Origin of the sequence: Shewanella sp. HL-SH5 (assembly GCF_051163755.1) — a bacterium.
GTDB lineage: Bacteria > Pseudomonadota > Gammaproteobacteria > Enterobacterales > Shewanellaceae > Shewanella > Shewanella glacialimarina.
Window position 1 is genome coordinate 701,545 of the sequence record NZ_CP195038.1, and the last position, 21,619, is coordinate 723,163.

General features: G+C 42.1%; 19 protein-coding genes. 7 read left to right on the plus strand and 12 right to left on the minus strand.

The features are described from left to right. Positions 1–156 precede the first annotated feature (156 nt). The 4 genes from ACRWQM_RS02920 to ACRWQM_RS02935 all read right to left on the minus strand — a co-directional run bounded on the left by ACRWQM_RS02920 (position 157) and on the right by ACRWQM_RS02935 (position 4,977). Entirely contained in the window at positions 157–645 is a 489-nt protein-coding gene (locus ACRWQM_RS02920) for a GDYXXLXY domain-containing protein (protein ID WP_434931219.1), read from the minus strand. Next, the gene (locus ACRWQM_RS02925) at positions 632–1,774 is read right to left on the minus strand and encodes a DUF4401 domain-containing protein (protein WP_434931220.1); all 1,143 of its coding nucleotides are present in this window, start codon (positions 1,772–1,774) and stop codon (positions 632–634) included. The genes ACRWQM_RS02920 and ACRWQM_RS02925 overlap by 14 nt, the downstream gene beginning before the upstream one ends. Beyond that, positions 1,767–2,840: a DUF2157 domain-containing protein gene (locus ACRWQM_RS02930; protein WP_434931221.1), complete on the minus strand. Its 1,074-nt coding sequence runs from the start codon at positions 2,838–2,840 to the stop codon at positions 1,767–1,769. The genes ACRWQM_RS02925 and ACRWQM_RS02930 overlap by 8 nt, the downstream gene beginning before the upstream one ends. Before the next feature lie 310 nt (positions 2,841–3,150). Then, positions 3,151–4,977: a S8 family serine peptidase gene (locus tag ACRWQM_RS02935; protein WP_434931222.1), complete on the minus strand. Its 1,827-nt coding sequence runs from the start codon at positions 4,975–4,977 to the stop codon at positions 3,151–3,153. 398 nt (positions 4,978–5,375) lie between these two features. Here ACRWQM_RS02935 and ACRWQM_RS02940 point away from each other — a divergent pair, with 398 nt between their 5' ends. Together ACRWQM_RS02940 and ACRWQM_RS02945 are read left to right on the plus strand one after the other, a co-directional pair. Beyond that, complete coding sequence (locus ACRWQM_RS02940; protein ID WP_434931223.1) at positions 5,376–6,884, plus strand: cytochrome-c peroxidase; 1,509 nt, start codon at positions 5,376–5,378, stop codon at positions 6,882–6,884. 337 nt (positions 6,885–7,221) lie between these two features. Further along, positions 7,222–7,470 (plus strand): DUF3297 family protein, encoded by a 249-nt coding sequence (locus ACRWQM_RS02945; protein WP_226413472.1) that lies wholly within the window; start codon positions 7,222–7,224, stop codon positions 7,468–7,470. Positions 7,471–8,002: 532 nt separating this feature from the next. On the opposite strand, the gene ACRWQM_RS02950 is transcribed toward ACRWQM_RS02945, so the two are convergent. Continuing rightward, positions 8,003–8,872 (minus strand): phospholipase A, encoded by an 870-nt coding sequence (locus ACRWQM_RS02950; protein ID WP_434931965.1) that lies wholly within the window; start codon positions 8,870–8,872, stop codon positions 8,003–8,005. 235 nt (positions 8,873–9,107) lie between these two features. Here ACRWQM_RS02950 and cobA point away from each other — a divergent pair, with 235 nt between their 5' ends. From cobA to cysC, 5 genes are all read left to right on the plus strand, one after another. Next, positions 9,108–9,929, plus strand: a complete 822-nt coding sequence (gene cobA / locus ACRWQM_RS02955) for a uroporphyrinogen-III C-methyltransferase (RefSeq protein ID WP_226413474.1) — start codon at positions 9,108–9,110, stop codon at positions 9,927–9,929. A 58-nt stretch (positions 9,930–9,987) separates the two neighbouring features. Continuing rightward, entirely contained in the window at positions 9,988–10,896 is a 909-nt protein-coding gene (gene cysD, locus ACRWQM_RS02960; protein WP_434927087.1) for a sulfate adenylyltransferase subunit CysD, read from the plus strand. A 62-nt stretch (positions 10,897–10,958) separates the two neighbouring features. Then, the gene (cysN, locus tag ACRWQM_RS02965; protein WP_226413479.1) at positions 10,959–12,401 is read left to right on the plus strand and encodes a sulfate adenylyltransferase subunit CysN; all 1,443 of its coding nucleotides are present in this window, start codon (positions 10,959–10,961) and stop codon (positions 12,399–12,401) included. Between the two features lie 3 nt (positions 12,402–12,404). Continuing rightward, a complete protein-coding gene (locus ACRWQM_RS02970; protein ID WP_434927086.1) occupies positions 12,405–14,129 on the plus strand; it encodes an SLC13 family permease in 1,725 nt (574 codons plus the stop codon). 73 nt (positions 14,130–14,202) lie between these two features. Further along, positions 14,203–14,826, plus strand: coding sequence for an adenylyl-sulfate kinase (gene cysC / locus ACRWQM_RS02975; protein ID WP_226413483.1), 624 nt, complete (start codon positions 14,203–14,205; stop codon positions 14,824–14,826). A gap of 61 nt (positions 14,827–14,887) precedes the next feature. Here cysC and fliB read toward each other — a convergent pair whose 3' ends face one another. From fliB to yjjX, 7 genes are all read right to left on the minus strand, one after another. Continuing rightward, a complete protein-coding gene (gene fliB / locus ACRWQM_RS02980; RefSeq protein WP_434931224.1) occupies positions 14,888–16,066 on the minus strand; it encodes a flagellin lysine-N-methylase in 1,179 nt (392 codons plus the stop codon). 60 nt (positions 16,067–16,126) lie between these two features. Further along, a complete protein-coding gene (locus ACRWQM_RS02985; protein WP_434931225.1) occupies positions 16,127–17,287 on the minus strand; it encodes a membrane dipeptidase in 1,161 nt (386 codons plus the stop codon). A gap of 15 nt (positions 17,288–17,302) precedes the next feature. Further along, complete coding sequence (locus tag ACRWQM_RS02990; protein WP_226413489.1) at positions 17,303–17,758, minus strand: SufE family protein; 456 nt, start codon at positions 17,756–17,758, stop codon at positions 17,303–17,305. Between the two features lie 8 nt (positions 17,759–17,766). Next, positions 17,767–18,999, minus strand: a complete 1,233-nt coding sequence (locus ACRWQM_RS02995) for a SufS family cysteine desulfurase (RefSeq protein ID WP_434931226.1) — start codon at positions 18,997–18,999, stop codon at positions 17,767–17,769. A gap of 126 nt (positions 19,000–19,125) precedes the next feature. Beyond that, positions 19,126–20,166 (minus strand): NADP(H)-dependent aldo-keto reductase, encoded by a 1,041-nt coding sequence (locus ACRWQM_RS03000; RefSeq protein ID WP_434927081.1) that lies wholly within the window; start codon positions 20,164–20,166, stop codon positions 19,126–19,128. A 249-nt stretch (positions 20,167–20,415) separates the two neighbouring features. Next, complete coding sequence (locus ACRWQM_RS03005) at positions 20,416–20,904, minus strand: GNAT family N-acetyltransferase (protein ID WP_434931227.1); 489 nt, start codon at positions 20,902–20,904, stop codon at positions 20,416–20,418. Positions 20,905–20,910: 6 nt separating this feature from the next. After that, the gene (gene yjjX / locus ACRWQM_RS03010) at positions 20,911–21,468 is read right to left on the minus strand and encodes an inosine/xanthosine triphosphatase (protein ID WP_434931228.1); all 558 of its coding nucleotides are present in this window, start codon (positions 21,466–21,468) and stop codon (positions 20,911–20,913) included. Positions 21,469–21,619 lie beyond the last annotated feature (151 nt).

The following is a 21,619-nucleotide window of genomic DNA, read 5'->3' on the forward strand; positions in this document are numbered from 1 at the left end:
ACCTCATGTTTGTCTGTTGGAGCGAACAATTTTTAATAAACTAAGTGTAGCGCTATTGGGATCTGGGACTATTTCGGGTCAAGTTATATTTGGCTGAAGAAATTCATTGTAAATTTAGTGGATTTAACATCAGCTATTGTACTTCTGGCGACGGTGTTAAATTCGCTTAAAGTCTTTATCTAACATGTTACTCAGCAGTAGTTTTCCCGCAGGGTTAACCCTAAACTCGCCATATTTGGCTTTAGCAAACTCTTCTGCTCGGCCCTCTTCAAAGAAAAAAGCATTACTGGCCAGTTTTACTCTGCCGCTTCGCACCCGATATTGAATTAACTGTTGATTTGGCTGTAAGGTTTGACCTTGGTAAAGGGCTTCAAATTGGGCAAGTTGATGTTGTGCTAGGGTAACGATAAACAAACCATCATGGTTTTCTAGGTCATTTGCTAGGTTAATTTGGTTGGTTATTTGGTAGTTGAGTGCCATATAGTCGCCCTGCATTAACGAGCGAGGGTCGACGGGCGCCAGTTGAAATACCACAATATCTCCGTTTGCAAGCTGCTGTTCTTGCTGATAAATGCTGAAGTTTACTAGTGCCAATATGGCTAAAGCACTGAGTGTCACCCCAATCGCGCTTTTACTGAACGTCATGGCGTAGCTCCTTGTTTGCGATTGTTTTGCCAATCGATAAAGCCATCGCCAAGCGGATCAGCAATAACACCACACCACTGGCCATTAACCATAATGATTTGTCGAATAAGTTAATGTGCAGCGAGTAGTAATATAGGCCGATAAAGCTAACTAATGCGCCGATGGCAAGGGCAAGGAGTTTGAATTCATTGTAGAAGTAACCTAATAACAGCATCAATAACGCTGTACTGATCCCCGCCATGGGAATGGATAATAAACTGATTAATATTGCGCTTAATATGGCGATAAATTTAACTCGGCTAAGCTGTGCAGTGTTTGTTAGCTCAATAGGCTGGGTGCTTAACTGATTAAATACTTGGTGGATTAACCACAGTGCAGATAACAGTACCATAGCGACAGCAAGGTATTGACTAAAGCGGGCGTCAAATGCCATCAGTACTTCGGGAAGGTCGATCCATCGGCCCATATCTGACAAGGCAAAGTTAGCAAACAGTAAATTAAGGCTCAGGGCGTAACCTAATACCCGCAGACGTTGATAACACTGTGGCCATCGATAAAGCTGCGACCACACTAGCATTAAACTGACAATTAACAGTGGCAGAATAAGTTGGCTGAGTTGGTATATTGCCAATATCGCTAGCACGCTGGGTACCATTGCTATGGCAGCAATAAATTGGTTGGCCTTGTGCGGAATAAGCCACCAATGTAAGGCAAAAACCAGAGCATACATTAACGCTATGATGCCATCATCAGTATGTTTTAGCGCGTCGTGAATCCCCCAAAGCATCATCAACTGGCCAGATATGCTAAAGGCAAATACAATTTGCAGCACAAACTCTTGATTACTTTTACCCACGCGATAATAGGTTAAACAGCCAAGTGTAATGAGTATACCCATCACCAGTATCGACAGTTCCTTGTCGCCGACAGAGGCAATACTCGCTAATACAAATGCCAATATAAACAAGGCTGCTATCCAACCGCCAATAATTTGGGCACCTATAATATACCAGGGACTTGATAACGGAGTGTCAGGTGCTATGTCGTTGCCAACCAGTCCCTGATTAAATAGTGATTGCCATAATTGTGCTTGCGACCCTTGGGCAGGGCTATTTGTTGGCTTACTCATCGCTGGCATCCTTATGGCTAAGTTGGGCTTTTGCGGTGAACTCTGTTTGTATTTGCTTTAGCCAATATAAGCAGCCGCTGGTGAGACCGACAATGATCATGGCAATCAATAAGAAGATCCCGATGGGATCATGACTTTCAAATAAGCCCCTTGATAGTAGTGACACAATGGTCGCGCAGAGGCTGGTTAATACTAAGGTGAGTGGGTAAAGCGCAGGCGAACGGTAACGATACCAGCCAAAAATAGCGGCCATTACCGTTAAATACAGTAACCAGTAGTAACCCAAGTTGACGGTGGATTTGAAATCAAAAATAACCCAAATCATCAGCCAAGTTAAACTGACAATACTTGCTAATAAGCTGGTGGCCTCAACTGCTGGGCACTGAAAACGTAACTGAGCTTGCCATGTTAGCTTGCGAGCAAGGGTAAATAGTAGGTGAATAGATAAATTAACTAAGCCAAAAATGGCAATAATTTGAATATCTTCCAGTAATAGCCCAAACACATGTGAGAATGAATCAAAGTAAATGCCCAAGCTGACGTTCAACAACACCGCAACCAGTAGCCACAACAGATCAAACCCTGCGATAACAGCAAAGGGTAAAATGAACACCGCCCACAGGGCAAACAACTGCCAGGGATCAGCACCTGTTTGATAGGTTTGCCCGACTAATGCGAGTAGTGCGCCGACCATGATACTGGCACCTAATAACATGGCGTTGGGTAAGTTCCAGCCTGCGTTTAGCGCACTAAACTTAGGTGGTTTTGAGGTATTTACTACACCATTAGCGAGATAAAACCCGCCAATAAAGACGACAAATAAGCTTTCAATCATCGCAAATTTAGTCAGGTTGGCTAACGCATCCCAATTAAATGCCATAAAAAATATTACCCCAGCCCCAAGCAATAAAATGCCAACAAATAACACTAAATTAGAGATGAGTTGCAGCCAATTGTGTTCATTGGGATAAGGGTAGGCGACTAGCATGGCGGCGTTAAGATTGTTGGGGGCTATTTTACCCTCAGTAAACCATTGCCATATTTCTGAACGTTTTCTGATTATCATTCCTTTTCCTTGGAATTATGCCGCGGATAATTAACACTGCTTGACGATTTTTGGGTGACCCATTGTGGCCCATTCATGGTAGATATCACCTAAATGTTGCTTGGCGAAACTCCTTGGTGATCTATGCTCATAATGAAAAACAATGGCCAATATAGCAATCATAATCATCTAAAAGTATGCCTATTTGATGGGGCGTAGTGAATTATTGATTCAATGGATAGATTTATGGCATAAAAAAAGCCAGTTTCCTGGCTTTTTATATTGTTAAATGATGCTTACTTTATGTCGTTTGCGCCATTAATTATGATGCTTAGAAAGTGATTGATTTGTCAGCACTACAGGTAGCAGTAGCGGCTTCACATACTTTGTAAGTGTAGTTAAGGGTTGATTTGGTGTTTAATGAATCGGTGTGAGCACCATCATTGGCGGTGGTGGTGACTTTAGTGCCGTTACGATAAACATCGACATTGTTACCTGACAATCCAGCAAAGCTTAAGTTGATAAACTTAGCGCCTTTACTCTTCACGCCATTCAAGCTTAAAGTAATATCGCCGCCAGTAGGTGGAGGTGTTACGCCGCCTGCACAACCATTAGCCGTTAAATACGCATGCGCTGCAGCAGCTTTAACAATACCGTATCCAAAGTAATCATCTTTACCTGACGTGCCAGCATCTTGAGCGGTTGCTTTAAGTGCTTTTCGAATTTCAGTACCGGTACATTCATTGTGCTGTGACCAAACTAATGCGGCAATACCAGAAACCGCAGGTGTCGCCATTGACGTTCCGCTCATAAAGCCAAAATCAGATGTACCAATATTAATATTAACACTTGATGCCGCAAGTAAAGTTGCTCGGTCTTCAAACGCTGCACCAACTGCAGGGATTGAAGTTGCGTTAGCATCACCTAATGTACCGTAAAGCATGCCCGGTGCATTATTAATAAGCACTGCGCCAACACCACCAGATGCTTCACAGTTTGCTACTTTATCGTAGAAAGAAATAACGCCACGATCGATAATACATACATTACCATTTGCGCCGCTATCTACCGCTTCTGCCGTACCCATATAATAAGTTGAGCCAGTGACATTGCCAGAATTTTCCATTGCAGAGGAAGCAACAAAAACGCCATCGACAGTCAAGCTTGATGCCGTAGCCATGCCTGCTGGATAAGTAGATAAGGTGTCTACGCCACCGGCAGTGACTTCAACACAAATGGTTTCATCTGTAGTTGCACGACGACCACTACCTGAGGTACAAGTTGGGAATTGAGAAAAATCGGCAATGTTATTATTGGCATCATTAGCACCAATCATCATCACTGATGGGTAACCTGCTGGGTAAGAACGCACATTGTTACCATCATTACCTGCTGCGGCAACGACTAAACCACCTGCGTCAGTAAACGCTTTAAATGCATTTGATTCAGTGGCGTTAGAACCGCCACCACCTAGGCTCATACTGATAATTTTAGCACCCGCTGCACTACATAAATTAGCCGCTTTTGCTAAGTCTGATGAATAGCCCCAGCCTGCTTCATTGAATACTTTAATGATGTGTAAATCGACACCTGGCGCCATACCGACAACACCAAAACCATTATCTGCTGCTGCAATGGTTCCCGCTACGTGAGTACCATGTGGGCCACCGTTAACATCCCAGCTACCTGTGCCTGAATCATTATCACCGGAAATATTGTTCCACTCAAAATCAGTATTGCTACGGTCTAACCCTGAATCGATGATACACACTTTAATGCCTGCATTAGGGTTAAAGGTGACTTGGTTCGCTTGTGATTGATATACCGCATAAGGAGTGATTTGTTGCGTCATTGGGTTGCCGCTGTCATCAGCAAATACAGACATTAAATGACGTGGTTGATCTAATTCAACAAGTTTAACGTGGGGATTGTTTAATAGCCCTTTTACTTGTTCTAAGTCTTTACCACTAAATGTGGCAGCGATAAAGCCGTCGCCATCAACATGGATTTGCGCGCCTAACTGCTTTGCTAAGGCTTTAACAATGCCTTTTTTTTGTTGATCTACTTGAATGACATAACGATCATCTGCTGCCTGTGATGAGGCACAAACGCCTACAGTTAGAGCTAACATTGCACTTGAAAGTATAGATAATTTCATTGTTTTTCTCTTTTTAGTCATTGTTTTTACCACCACAACATCAGCCTGTCTTTGCAAGCTTTGATAGTACATATTATTTAAGGTCTTTCTATCTAACTCAGTAGAAAGTAGCATAAGGTATTATTTTTAACAATTGTTTAACTTAATATTGCTTTAAATACTTTTATGCAAATTTTAAAATATCCACATGAGTTTATGAGGTGTTGTTTTATAAGGTTAATTTTTAAAAAGTTGCTTCCTTTCAGTGCTTTATGTGTTTTTTTTGATTGATTGTGCGATTGTTTTTATAAATAAGTCATTAATTTTTTAAGAATTATTTTGTTACACCGTTTAACATTTGCTTAACAAGGTGGCGTGGTTATACTCAGTTCTGTCCACTCCTCCAACGGAAAACATATATGCCAACCCATTTCAAACTTAACGCTATAGCAATAGCGAGCTTAATTCTATTAGGCGGTTGTAATGATGATAATAAGGATGACTCATCGGCTGCACAGATCAGCAAAGTGACTCAAGATGTAAGAAGTTTAGTCAGCAAATTAGCATTAACGGGCGACCCGAGTAGTGGTCGTGATTTACCTCAAGTCGGTACCCCTTTAGTCACATTAGGTATGCAATTGTTTTTTAGTAAAGCGTTGAGCGGCGAAATGGATGTTGCCTGTGTGAGTTGCCATCATCCTGCTTTGGGGGGCGGAGATGCATTAGCTTTATCAATAGGTGTTGAGGCGATAGATCCTGAACTACTTGGGGCTGAGCGTGAACACCGTTCAGATGGGACACATTTTGATGGTGGCCCAACAGTGCCACGTAATGCACCCACCACGTTTAACATAGGTTTGTGGGATAAAACCATATTTCATGATGGTCGAATTGAGAGTATTGAAGGCACAATTGGTACCAATGGCAGTGGTACGCAAACACTGACCCCAGACTCAGCAAACAGAGAAACGCCAGATCCTCAAGCGTTGAACTTGACCGCCGCTCAAGCGCGTTTCCCGGTGACTTCAAATGAAGAGATGAAAGGCCATCATAAAAGTGATTTAACCAATGAAGGTATAAGAGATTACTTAGTTGCTAGATTAAGAGGTGATAATGCAGATTTAACCACAAATCAATGGTTAGCTGCCTTTCAGTTAGGTTTTGAAGATGCTGCAGGAACTGCTGAGTCGCTAATTAACAAATCGAATGTGTTTCAGGCGATCGGTGAATATGAACGTTCGCAGGTGTTTGTTGACAACCCATGGCGTGACTTTGTAGCAGGTGATGATGATGCTATCGATATTACTGCTAAAAATGGCGCTAAATTGTTTTTTGCCACTCAAGCTGAAGGTGGGGCAAATTGTGCAAGTTGCCACAGTGGTGATTTTTTCACTGATGAGTTGTACTACAATATTGCTATGCCACAAATTGGCCGAGGCAAAGGCGATGGTGTGACTGGCACAAATGATTTTGGACGCTTTAAAGTGACTAAGCAGGCAACTGATAAATTTGCCTTCAGAACCCCTTCATTATTGAATGTGAGCGTGACGCTACCTTATGGGCATAATGGTGCGTATGCATCTTTAGAAGCAGTTGTGCGTCATCATTTGAATCCAGAAACTGCGGTAACCAACTATTCGGTATCGGATAACGTGACTCAGGTAGGTGTACAAACCAATAACATGGCTGAAAACACCCAAGAGGCTATTGAAAAGCTAATCAGTGATAGAGTTGCAGGAGTAGATAATGTTATTGAAGATATTATGTTAAGTGATGAGCAAGTATCTCAATTGATGGCATTTTTAAATACCCTGACAGATAAATGTATTGCTAATACAACAACAGATGCCTGTTTAGATAAATGGGTACCTAATGATGCAATAGCCGATCCCGATGGTTTAAGGTTACAGGCTAAATTCAGCCAGTAATAATCATTGGCACAATAAAAAACAGGGGTCTATATGGCCCCTGTTTTTTTATTGATATCGGTCTTATTCAGTGGATAAAAACTGCAATGTTTAACCTTGGTTAACGCCACCTTAGTTAAAGTGAATATCGATGTGTCGTGGGAGTTTTAAGATAAATAACCGCCGCTCGGGTTAAAAAGGCGGGGTAAACAAGCGATTTTCAAAACATTTACCTGTTTGATACGGTTATTATCTTCACCTAAATGGCTTTAGCAATCACATTTATCGCTGCCGCTATTGAGCATCAGGCGTGTATTGCCTACAATGACGCACGCTTTATTCACAACAGACAACGACTATGAACGACACAACTTCACAACCTGCTTTACCAGATCGCTTAAGCGTTAACCCACGTAGTCCACACCATGTGGCAGCTATTTTTGAACATGAAATTGGCATTACCTTAAACGGTAAAGAACGTTTTGATGTTGAAGAGTATTGTATCAGTGAAGGTTGGGTAAAAGTCCCAGCTGGCAAAGCGTTAGATCGCCGTGGCCAACCATTGACGATGACGATAAAAGGTAAAGTTGAAGCATTTTATAAGTAATCTGAGTATTATTTTTGTCGCTAGTGAATGTGCTAGTGATGATTGCAGCTAATTATTGAATGTATAAAAAAGCGAACCCATGGGTTCGCTTTTTTTTGGGGTGAAATTCACGCTGTTTTTGTGAGCCGTTTCCTGATTTAATCAAGTCCTAGCTCTATCAAGACCAGCTTTATCAAGCGTTAGAAGTTTGCTCTTATGCCAGCGTAAACGCTGCGACTTTTTTGGATGTAATTGAGATCGGTTGCTACTTGATCGCGTTCTTCATCTAATAAGTTAGTTTGTAGTGTCATAGTTATTTTGGCTACCTAAATAGAGGTGTTATTAACTGTTTGGTAAACTCAATGGAGATGATTTTTACAGAGGAATAAAATGTAATAATGAAAGTGAATCGAGTGCTTGTCTGCAACTTGCGATAATACAGATACATAAATAGGCCTCAGCAACAACTCTGAGGCCTATTTATGTAAGCAAAGTGCTTAAATGAGTGGCATTAACTGCTTATTGCTTGCTGTTAATTTTACACTACTCATTTTTACAAAATATCATTTAATGCCACACCAATACCGATGCGCTGGTTATGGTGGTTATAATCAATTAAGCTTTCGCCATAGCCATTAAAGTACTGGGTATAAACACGCAAGTTACCTATGATGGGATAACTCCAGGTTAATTCGACAGCGCCTTTATTATCACTTGCTAGATTATTTCGCAGCAACATAGTGAATCTGTGTTCATCTAAACCGTAAACCCCGGTGACTTCAACATGACCCATATAGTCATCGATATCTGGGTTGTCATCCCCCTTGGTATCGGTTGGGAAGGCTTTTTCATCCTCAGGAATACGCCACCAGGCTTTTATGCCTAAAGCAAAAGGGCCGCGGTCAAATACCATGGTGCCATAAAGACGATTCCAACTTCTAGACAAGGGATCAGCTTGTCCATTTGATTGGTGCACCGCGCCAAACCCCCAAAAAGAATTTGTTAAGCCTGCCACTTTCCAGTCATTGTTAAATAACATGAACATTTCCGGTTCGTGGTTAGTTTCACGAAAGGGTGATGACACCTCTTTGTTGTATAGCTGCCAATAAGATTGGTTGGTATAGGCAAAAAATAAATGGCCATTATCACCAAACATATTATACCAAAGGGGAAATTTGAAACTAATTTGGAACTTGGCTTCAAGATCATCAACTTGGATATCTTCGTCAGGATATTTTTCCTTAAAAGGTGTGTTGTTAGTCCGTGACTGGTATGTCACAGGTAAAATATAGTTTGGCCTGTGGGGAGTCAGTACAAAAGGTTTTTCAGATGTGGCTAACTCATCTTTTACTCGCTCATCAAGCAGTGAGTCTTCTGCAAGTAAAGAAAAAGAGAAAAAACCTGCGACTAAGGGCAGTACCATCAAAAGTTTTGGAGGTCTCATTGTCACTAGTCCGTTAAGAGTGTTCCTATCATGTAATGGCATTGTAAGCGCAATTCTTGAGTGAAATCATGTGAAATTTTATTTTTTGATTGATATCGAGTAAAAAGTCTTGCCCCCTTATAGCTAAATGGAATAAAAACTAACTATTTACTATTGTATCTGGAATATATAAACCGTTATATTTGATGCCATCAAAGAATATGAGGTAAGTGTAATGGAGTTAGTATCAATGCCTGGTCAGCAGGCTAAAGGCAAGGTGTGGCTGGTGGGCGCAGGCCCAGGCGACATAGAGCTATTAACCCTCAAAGCTTATCGTATTATAAAGCACGCAGATGTGGTTTTGTATGACGCACTTGTTAGCCAAGATATCCAAGATTTAATTCCCCATGGCGCAGAGAAAATCGCGGTGGGAAAACGTGCTGGTAAGCATAGTGCTAATCAGGATGAAATTAACCAGTTGCTCGTTACTAAAGCCTATACCCGTAAAAATGTTGTCCGCTTAAAAGGCGGCGACCCATTTATTTTTGGACGTGGCGGTGAAGAGCTAGAAACCTTAGTGAAAGCTGGCGTTGAATTTGAAGTGGTTCCGGGTATTACGGCTGCCAGTGGCACGTCGGCATATGCCGGTATTCCGCTAACGCATCGAGATCACGCCCAAGGTGTGACTTTTATTACCGGCCATTGCCAATTAGCGAGCCGTCCTATGGACTGGCAAGGCTATGCAAACCCAAACAATACGCTTGTAGTTTACATGGGCATATTGAATGCCAGCATTATTAGTGATGGGCTGATTAACGCAGGGCGCAGTGCCGATACGCCTGTGGCTATCGTCTCCAAAGCGACCACCTCAGCTCAACAGCGTTTTTTTGGCACCTTAGGTGAATTAGGCCAGCTAGCAGCTGACCCCGCGCTTGAAATGCCTGCGTTAATGATAATTGGCGAAGTGGTTCAGTTGGCAGATAGCTTAAATTGGTTTGTCCCTGCGACTGAACAGCAACAACATGAATATTCAAACATTACAGTTAAAAAACTGTAATTAAAATAGTTTAAATTTTGCTGCAGCAGCAGTAACTCAAAGTTAATGGAGAAGAATTATGGCAAGTCGCACATTAAGCCATTTACAACAACTGGAAGCTGAAAGCATTCAGATCATTCGTGAAGTGGCCGCTGAATTTGACAACCCTGTCATGATGTATTCGATTGGTAAAGACTCATCTGTGATGCTGCATTTGGCGCGTAAAGCCTTTTACCCAGGCAAAATTCCTTTCCCACTGATGCATATTGATACGGGTTGGAAATTTAAAGAAATGATTGAGTTTCGTGATAGTCAGGCCAAGGCATTTGGCTTAGATCTGATCACCCATACCAATCAGGAAGGGGTAGAGCAAGGCGTTGGTCCTTACACTCATGGTAGTGCTAAGCACACTGACATAATGAAAACCCAAGCCCTGAAACAAGCCCTAAATAAATATGGCTTTGATGCGGCATTTGGTGGCGCTCGTCGCGATGAAGAAAAATCACGTGCAAAAGAGCGTGTCTATTCATTCCGTGATAAGCATCACCGCTGGGACCCAAAAAGTCAGCGCCCAGAGTTATGGCGCACCTATAACGGCGCAGTTAACAAGGGTGAAAGTATTCGTGTTTTCCCTTTATCAAACTGGACAGAGCTAGACATTTGGCAATATATCTACCAGGAAAATATTGAAATCGTCCCTTTGTATTTCGCTGCAGATCGTCCAGTAGTGAACAAAGGCGGCCAGCTAATCATGAAAGATGATGACCGCATGCCGTTAGATGCGGGTGAAGCAGTTACCACAGAGCGAGTCCGTTTTAGAACATTAGGGTGTTATCCATTAACCGCTGCAATGCCTTCTGATGCCGATACGTTAGAAAAAATTATTGAAGAAATGCTACTCACTCGCTCAAGTGAACGCCAGGGTAGACTGATTGACTCAGACCAAAGCGCATCAATGGAACATAAGAAGCGTCAAGGTTACTTCTAAGTCCAGTATTGGAAATGGTTTTAGACATCAGATTGATAAACTCAAATTGAGTGAGAAAGAATATGAATCAAGCAGAAAATAACACAACACGCATGGCCGCTGAAATTTTAGAGCACGGCGTAAAACAGTATTTAGCCCTTCAGCAAAACAAAGGTCTTTTACGCTTTTTAACCTGTGGCAGTGTTGATGATGGAAAAAGTACTCTTATTGGCCGTTTGTTGCACGACAGCGCGCAAATTTATGAAGACCAATTAGCGACTTTAAAAAATGACAGCGCCAAAATGGGCACCACAGGTGAGGCTATCGACCTAGCATTACTGGTTGACGGTTTACAGGCTGAGCGTGAGCAAGGTATTACCATTGATGTGGCTTACCGTTATTTCTCTAGTGAAAAACGTAAGTTCATTATTTCTGATACGCCAGGGCATGAGCAATATACCCGCAACATGGCAACAGGTGCTTCTACCTGTGACTTAGCGGTTATTTTAGTGGATGCGCGTTATGGCGTGCAAACTCAAACTAAACGCCACGCTTTTATCGCATCATTATTGGGTATTCGTCACTTTGTTGTGGCGGTCAATAAGATGGATTTAGTCGGTTTTGATCAAACGGTTTTCAATAATATTCAAGCTGACTTCGCTAAGTTTGTCAGTGATTTTGGTGATTTAGACATTCACTATGTGCCGTTATCTGCCTTAAATGGCGACAACGTTGTTAACCGTAGTACCCAATGTGATTGGTATCAAGGTGGCACATTGCTAGAGTTACTGGAAACCATTGACACCCAACGTGAATTGAGTGAATTACCAGCACGTTTCCCTGTGCAATATGTACTGCGTCCTAACCTTGATTTCCGTGGTTTCTCAGGAACCTTATCATCGGGCATTTTAAAAGTGGGTGATGAAATTGTCGCACTGCCATCTAACAAGCGCAGCAAAATAGAACGTATTGTGACTTTTGATGGTGACTTGGTTGAAGCGGTTGCGGGACAAGCTGTCACTATCACCCTAGAAGATGAAATCGATATTTCTCGCGGAGATTTACTCGCTAAACCAGACAGCGCGCCAAGCCTAGCGAACCATATTGTCGCCGACCTTGTGTGGATGGATGAAAAGCCATTACAGATTGGCCAACTTTACGATGTAAAAGTGGCAGGCAAGAAGACCCAAGCGGTAGTCAGTGAAATTGAATATGTCGTTGACGTTAATACCCTAGAGCGCAGCGCTGCTACGTCTTTAAGCTTAAACACTATTGCACGCGTGAAGTTAGATTTAACCGAAACCGTCGTATTAGATGCCTATAGTTTAGTGCGTGATACCGGCGGAATGATCTTAATTGATCGCTTATCAAATGCCACAGTTGCAGCAGTGATGGTGGTTGACGGTTATCAAGGTGAGAAACAAGTGAATACTGAGTTCAGCGCGTTTGAACTTGAGTTTAATACCTTGGTACGCAAACATTTTCCACACTGGAATGCTCGCGACATCAGTTTGCTTGGAAAATAATCTATGAATGAAATGTGGTTGTTAGCGATCATATTGTTAGCAATGGTAGGCGGCCTGATAGCAGGAGCCGCCAAACCTGCCACAATGTTTTTTATGGCGCTATTAAGCGCCTACTTATTAGGCTTGGTGGAGCTTAACCAAGCACTAATGAGCTTTACAAATAATGGCTTGATTGTATTAGTGTTGTTGGTGTTAGCCGCTACAGCATTAGAAAAAACCTGGCTGATCGGTAAGTTAAGCCAGGTTATTGGTAAAGGTAGCTTGTTTAGTACCTTAGCTAAAATGGGCGTTTCTACCGCATTACTGTCTTCATTTACCAATAACACTGCCGTAGTGGCATCGTTAATTGGCGTTGTTAGACGTAATCAAGCCCATGCGCCATCTAAACTATTACTGCCATTAAACTATGCCGCCATTTTAGGCGGTACATTAACCTTAATTGGTACCTCAACTAACCTAATTGTTAACTCGTTTGTTGAAAATGCAGGGCTTGAGCCGCTTGGTTTTTTTGAGTTTAGCCAAGTCGGTATTTTGGTGGTGATAACCGGTTTAGCGGTATTGATGTTATTGGCTAATACCTTACCTGATCGTCGTGAAGAAAACCTTGATGAAGCATTGCCTTATCTACTTGAAGCGCATGTGGCTAAGCATTCTAAACTGGTAGGGCATAGCGTGGTCGATAACCGTCTACGTGCACTAAAAAAGCTTTACCTGGTTGAACTTGAACGCAGTGGTATTCGTATTTGTCCCGTGCCACCTAATATGGTGATTCAAGCGGGAGATATGCTGCGCTTTAGTGGTGCAGTTGAGTCCGTTGAGCTATTGCATCAATTTGATGGGCTGGAATGGTTTGGTAAGCAGCATGCTAAAGGTCAAAACCTTGTTGAGGCAGTATTAGGGCCGTCGTCTAAATTGGTCGGTACCACACTTAAAGATGCGCGTTTTCGTGAAATTTATGATTCGGCTGTGATGGCAATTCGCCGAGGTCACGCTCCACTTAAAGGTGGCTTAGGTGATATCGTTCTTCAACCAGGGGATGTGTTATTAATTACTCCCGGAGACAGATTCTCTAATAGTCCAAATTTAAGTACCGACTTTGCAGCCATTAGTGGTTTAGATTTGAATGTTCGATTAGATGATAAACGCAGTAACTGGGTGATTTTAGGCTTTGTACTGACCATTTTAGCCAGCGTAACTGAACTGGTACCTTTAGCAAAAGGGTTAGTGGTTTTATTGCTGAGCTACTTCGCCATTGGTGCGGTGAGTTTGTCGGAATTAAAGCGTCGTTTTCCACTTGAATTAGTCATCATTGTTGGTAGTGCCTTGTGTTTGGCTACGCTAATGATTGATACCGGTTTAGCTAAAAATTTAGCGGATGGGGTTATCAGTGTCTTTGATGGTTATGGGGTGTTTGCGGCGTTTGTTGGGGTATTTTTTATTACTCTCATTGTGACTGAATTGATCACCAATAATGCTGCAGCAGCGCTGGCATTCCCAGTCGCCTATGCGGTAGCAACCAGTTACGGTGTCGACCCTCGTCCGTTCATTATGGCGGTCGTTTTTGGAGCCAGTGCTAGCTTTATTTCGCCCTATGGTTATCAAACCAATTTGATGGTCTATAACGCGGGTAATTATAAGTTATCTGATTTTGTACGAGTAGGATTACCTTTGTCTGTGGTGTATTCACTGACCGTTATTTTTGCAGTGCCATATTTTTTCCCGTTCTAATGAATGAGTCATTTGTAGTATTGAATTTTAGTTTTTATATGCCGTTTGAACGTACGGCATAAAAGGAGTTGTTATGACTGATATCGTTTGGCATCAGCATGAAATAGATCAAGCTGCCCGTGGGCGTCAAAAGAATCAAAACCCAGTGTTATTATGGTTTACTGGCTTATCGGGTTCAGGGAAGTCGACCCTAGCGGGGGCATTAGAACATGCACTATTTAACGCAGGTTTTCATACTTACTTGCTTGACGGTGATAATGTACGCCATGGTTTATGCAAAGACTTAGGCTTTAGCCTCGATGATCGCGATGAAAATTTACGCCGCGTCGGTGAAGTAGCTAAGTTAATGGTCGATGCCGGTTTGGTGGTGCTGTCGGCATTTATTTCACCTACCCGTGCCGAGCGTGAACGAGTAAGGAGTTTATTCCCTGAAGGCAAATTTATTGAGGTGCATGTTTCAACACCCTTAAGTGTGTGTGAGTCGCGCGATCCTAAAGGTTTATATGCCAAAGCTCGCAAAGGTGAAATAGCCAACTTTACAGGTATATCATCACCTTACGAAAACCCTGAGTCAGCAGAACTCACCATAGACACCAGTAAAGGTGATCTGGCGACTCAAGTACAAGCATTAGTTGATTACTTAAGCGCACTGCAAGTGGTAGATGGCGAAAAAATGATGGCAGGTTTAGGCATTTAATCGTAACAGATTGGATTTAATCACAGTCGGTGTGGTTTATTCACATCGACTGTGGTGCAGGTTACTGTGTTTTAAGTAAGCTGATTGCTGCGGGTAAAGAGGTTAATCCGTATTCACTTAAGATGTTTTTAATCCGCTCAATAAACCTGGGTTTATGCTGGCGCACCACATGATAAACTTGAAAGCACTTGATAATATTTTCTTCTGTTAAGCCATTTTCTGCGTGATATACCGCGGTTAAATAACAACGGATCATAAAACAATCAATAATAAGCTGTTGTAAAACTTGTTCCGGGTCATGATCTTCATGCATCGGGAAATGATCGTGGAACATGGAATACAGAATAAATTTGGTAAATAGTTCCGCGTGTTCTGTCAGCTTAGTTGTGACTTCGGTATTCCATATCTCATTAATCTTATCGATTGAATAATCATTTTGTTCATTACACAAAGCTGCAATCGCATTGTTAATCGACTCAAATCGAGCCCGTGTACTTCTAGAATGGGTTTTACACAGCGCATCATGAATTGCCACAAAAGTGTGTTTTTGAGGCAAAGGAGTGTAAGGAATACTGTTAAATTGCTCAGTAATCATGCCCATTTGAGTCATATTCAGCAGCTGATTGTAACGCACGCTTAATTGTTCAATATTAGCCTTATCTAAGCGAACTTCATTACTGGTTTTGAGTAGTAATCCAATGGCTAAAAATGATTCTTGCCAGCTTAGGCCTGAATTTAACAATAAATCTAAACTGTATTCGTAAGATTTTTCTAACCAGGGCGGGCTAGGCATTAGCGCTGCTTTACTGCCGTTTTCATTGGCTGAAAATTGAAAAGCATTGTCGTCAAATAGCACGATACGAGTTACTTCTGGGCAAGATAAAAATAAGCTTTGATATGTATCTGGGCCAATTAATTGCTCGTTTTTAGGGTAGGTTTTACAGGTATAACTTAAGGCTTTCTCACCGGCTTTTGCATGAATGTTACATAGTTTTTGTGGGTCTAGAAAAGGGCAAGCGCCATTATCATCTAATTTCACAACCGCCCATGAGCTGTCGCTTTCTTTGGTTTCGCGTAAAGCAAATTTAGCCAGATCTGCTAAATATTTATGCTTTATGGTTTTTTTATAGCTTTGTTTATCAAATATTATCTTCCAGTCATTGCAGCAACTGTCTGCACATTTAGGCCCTATACAACTAAATAAATCCACATAATTAGGTTTAATTGTCAGGTTTTCCATGTAAATCCTTTTGATAAGTTATCTCAAGATATAATGACTTATTTATGCTTAGATTGTGTATTAAATCAATACCTGCTTCAATACTCTTTGCCAGTTACCACCCATGATGCGATCGCGATCGGATGATTTAAAGCGCGCTTTTTTCAGCGCGTCATCAATCAGGCTCATACGATCGATATTGTTCAATTCGGGGATAACCACATGTTTCGGTTCTACATCAAAACCTAATACATTTTTAGCCCGTAGACTGTGCCACCAATCTAAGTACTCTTTTACCCCTTCAGCATTGTCATTATTGAGCTTTAATAAATTTTCCTGGCCCCGTAATGGATAGTCATTAGCAATCGCTACGCTGTCTACCCCGGCAATTCTGACCACATGATCAATTTGTTTAATGTAATCGCTAATGGTTGGAGTCGGTTTATTGGTTAACCAAAAGCTCATCATAAAAATACCAAATACGCCGCCGGTGTCGGCAATGGCGCGAATAACCTCATCGGGTGAGCAACGGGCATGATTAACTATATGTCTTACCGCGCCATGGCTTAGCACTATTGGGCTTTTACTGGCTTTGGCGGTATCAAGCGCGGTTTGTGCACTGGAATGGCTGACATCAATTAACATATGGCGATGGTTAATGGCCTCAATCAGTTCGTGGCCAGCTGGCGTTAAGGGTAAATTTAACCCTGTTTTACCATTGTTATCCAATGCACCGCCAGCAAAGCGGTTACCGTAATGATGGGTGAGCTGTAAAACCCGTAAACCCTGTTGTTTAAATTCTTCTAGTTGCTGCCAATTGGTGTCGCTGCTGTCATCTTCGACACAATCAGCGCCTTGAATTTGGAAAAATACAGCGGTACGTTCAGTGTCATATGCTCTAGCAATATCAAGGCCTGTTTGCCCCTGTAGATAAACGTTAGGGTTGGCATCGACCACAGCTTTCGCTGCTTTAATGCTTTTGATACAGGCATTATAACTGCGCTTGTAATTGGTGGTGCCGTCAGCCTGCTTGATGGCTTCAATGTCTGATATGTCGGCGATAAAGGCGCTCAACTTAGAAGCTTTAACATCGTTAATATCGTCGGGCAAAAATGATAAACCATCAATGTACAAAGGTTGTGAGCGTGCTGCCCACGCTTGTTGGCTTATAAATGGACTACATAACGCTGCTGCGCCAAGGCCTTTAAGTAATTTACGGCGGGAGAGCAAGTCATGTGACATTAACGATGTATCCTTTTAATTTTTCTCGTTTGCGTAGTGTTTAATGGCGTGTGCTAGTGCATGCAAACCATTGGTACGCGATGGGCTTAACTGTCCGTTTAGCCCTAAATTTTCGAAGTAAGCACTGACATCAAATTGCGCTATTTGGCTGCTAGTTTGCCCTTGTGTAGCCACCAGCAATAATCCAATAAGTCCTTTGACTATACGCGCATCACTGTCGGCTAGGTAAAAATGTTGGTCATTAATGTGTTGGTGGTATAGCCATGCCTGGCTTTCACAGCCTTTAACTTGTGCACTTTCAAGACGAAACTCATCCGCTAAGCTTGGCAGTTTTTTACCTAATAGCATAATTTGGCGGTATTTTTCTTGCCAATTACTGGCCTGTTCTATCAACTTAGCGCCGGTTAACAGGTCGTCAGACAAAGGCAAAAACAAAGTTGAAGCTGGTTTAGCTATGGTGTTAAGACTCATATTTGACCTTACAATAGAATCGATTTTACTTCAGTCAGGGCGCTAATAAAGCGATCAACATCTTGCTGATTGCTGTACACCCCAATTGAGGCTCGACAGCAACCTTTAATCTGCAAGCTTTGCATTAACGGCATAGCACAATGATGGCCGCCACGGATAGCCACGCCTTGCTGATCTAATAAAATGCCGACATCCTGATGGTGCTCATCAGCCAAATTAAACGCCACTGCGCCAATATTGTTATTGTCAGTTGTTACACCATATACGCTAATATCGCCCAATTGGCTTAACTGTTGCTGAAGATATTGAATTAAATGCAGTTCGTGTTGACGAATTTGTATTTTAGGTAAGTTAGATAAAAAGCTGATTGCTGCGCCTAAGCCGATCACTTCCGCTATTGCTGGAGTCCCCGCTTCTAATCTATTCGGTAACTCGCCATAGCTTGTTCCATCAAAACTGACCGTTTTGATCATTTCGCCGCCGGTTAGCATAGGTGTTAGCATTTCTAGCGCATTAAGCTTGCCATATAAAATGCCAACCCCAGTTGGACCATACATTTTATGGCCTGAAAACACATAGTAATCACAACCTATTGATTTTACATCTATGTCTAAATGGGCCACAGCTTGTGCGCCATCAATTAAGGTTATTGCGCCGACTTTGTTAGCCTTGGCAACCATCTGGTTGACCGGATTTAGTGTGCCAAGTGCATTAGTGACATGGGATAAAGCGACTAATTTAGGCTGTTGAGCTAATAAGTTATCGTAAGCGATAAGATCAATTCGGCCATTGCTATCTAATGGAATAGGGATAACCTTTGCGCCAGTACGCTGCGCTAATGCTTGCCAAGGCACTATGTTGGCATGATGCGCAGCGCCATCAACTAAAATCACATCACCTTGTTTAAACTGTTCGGTGAGTCCGTGGGCGACCATGTTGATTGATTCTGTCGTGCCATGGGTAAAGATGATTTGTTGACTGGCGGCCGCATTAATAAAGTGCTGCACTTGCATGCGCACGTTTTCATATTTTTGGGTGGCTCTTGCCGCTAATTGATGCGCTGCACGGTGCACGTTGGCATTATTTTGCACATAGTACTCATTCATCGCATCAAGCACACATTGCGGTTTTTGACTGGTTGCCGCGGTATCTAAATAGCAAAGCGGATTATCGCCTAGCTGCATATCTAGGATCGGAAACTGGCTGCGTATGGCTTGATGATCAAATTGGCTGTCGGTCATTCACTTAACACTCATAAAAAAGGCATCAAGATCTTCAATGATATTGATGCCTATTGCAAGGTTAACCTGACTCTAAACCTAAACCTAAATCTACACCTAAATTATGGCTTAGCACTTAGTCATAGTTTAAGGACAAGGAAAACGGTAAAGCGCGGTTAATTCATTTAATCGACTATGTAGTTCATCAGACAATATGACTTTATGGCTGTCGATATTCTCTTTGAGTTGATGCAAGTTAGTCGCGCCTATGATGTTGGAGGCGACAAACTGGCGAGAATTAACAAAAGCCAAAGCCATTTGAGCCGGACTTAAGCCAAACTCTCGGGCTAGATCAACATAAGCCTGGGTTGCCTGTAAAGCCATTGGTGTACTGTTATAGCGCGCAAAACGTTTGTGTATCGTTAACCTGGCGCCTGCTGGCCATTGGTCATTTTCATACTTACCGGTTAACGCGCCAAAGGCTAACGGAGAGTAGGGCAATAACGGCACGTTTTCACGTAAGCTTATTTCTGACATGCCAACTTCAAAGCTGCGGTTTAGCAAGTTATACGGATTTTGAATGCTCACAATACGGGGTAAGTCGTGCTTTTCGGCTAAGCGCAGATACTGCATAAAGCCCCAAGGGGTTTCATTGGAAATGCCGATATAACGCACTTTTCCTTGTTTTACCACTTCGGCTAGGGCTTCAAGGGTTTCTAAAATGGGGGTGTAACGCTCATCCTCATCATGGGTATAAATCATTTCACCGAAGAAGTTGGTATTTCGGTCTGGCCAGTGGACTTGGTATAAATCTATGGTATCGATTTGTAAACGTGACAAGGAGTCATCAACTGCCTGGTGAATGTTACGCCAATCTAGTGCCATTTTAGGCCGAATATAATCACCTTTTAGCCCAGGAGCAGCGACTTTTGTGGCAATTACTAATTCATCACGATTACCTTGGGCCTTTAAATAGCGACCTAAAATTCGTTCGGTTTCACCTTGTGTTTCTGCCGTTGGCGGTACGGGATACATTTCCGCAGTATCAATAAAATTGATCCCTTGGCCGATGGCATAATCTAATTGTTCGAATGCTTCAGACTGATTATTCTGCTCACCCCATGTCATGGTACCTAAACAGATATTACTTACTTCTAGGCTTGAATGCCCAAGACGTCGATATTCCATATCATCCTCCTGATGGAAACCCTATACTTTAAGCTATCAAGCTTTGGGCAGATTGCAAAGGTTATTGAATCATCAGTAAATGTATTGCTCAAAAAACCAGCGCAATCTTTAATGTTTTCATTATTTGGGATTATTTAGGGAAATGAAAAGGTTAAAAATAGACATTAAAACAATGAACAATAAAGGCTAATCACGAGTTGCTGGCTATTTTTAAGCCAGCGACTGCTTTATTAACCGTGGTATACGAAGTTAAAGATTTCTCAGCATAGCAATTTCACAGGCATCGTGGCCGGTTTCACCAAGGTGCTGACAAGTCTCAAATCCGAGCTTTTGGTATAACGCTAAGGCTTCAACTAATACCGCAGTGGTTTCTAAATAGACCTGGTTAAAGCCTTGTTCTTTGGCAAATTCAAACGCTAAATGAGATATTTTTTTAGCTAATCCTTTACCGCGAACCTGCGGTAAAAAGTACATTTTTTGCAGTTCACAAATATCACTGTATCCCGCTAATGGGGCAATGCCAGCGCCACCAATGATTTGGCCATCTAACTCGATAACCCAATACTGGCTGCGTGCAGTACTGTAAACCTGGCTTAGGGTGTCTAAGGTTTTGTCAGCAACACTGAAGCCTTTATCGGGTGTTAGCCCATATTCAGCAGACACTTGACGAATAACATCAGCAATAGCGGCATTATCATCTACGGTTAATGGGCGGATAATCGGAACGGTAATAGACATAATAAGTTACTCGGCAAAAAAATCAGGGTTAATAATAGGGGCCATGGCTAAAATAATCGCCTGGGTATAAATACTGCCTCGTGTGGCCAGCCCTTGGGTCAATAAGCCAATAGCACCGCCTTTTTGTTTCACATTGTGGGTATTAAACAGTCTGTCCATTACATGGCCTAACTCTTCACCCGCTTCTAAGGCGTTAAACACTTTTTGCGGCAAGGGTAATAAAGCGCTACGACCAATGCTGAGTTTATCCTGATGAATTATCGCCATATAAGCAAACGTAGCTGCGCCATGGTCAAATTTATCCACACCGCCTTCCATTGCAATATAAAAATCCGCAGGCTGATTTGCCTCAATCGCATGTTGCTGACAATATCTAGCTCGATTAATGGCACCTAATTTGGTTTCGGCGTCTGTCATTGGCTGCTCAGCCACTAATGAGGGCGCATGCATGCCTTGGCAATTAATATCAGCCAGGGGGAAATACTGGCTTATCGCATCTTTAGCGGCAGCAATTTTAACCGGATTATTTGAACCGACTAGGATAGTAATCTGTTGTTGAGTCATATGATGCTTTTTTCTTATTGTATTTTTACTGACATAACCGCCATGATAGCAGAAGTTTATACTTGATCAGAAGTTAGTGAAAAGACATATTTTTTAGTGCTTTTAACGTATCGATGTTGATACTTAAATATAGTTAATTATATAAAACAAA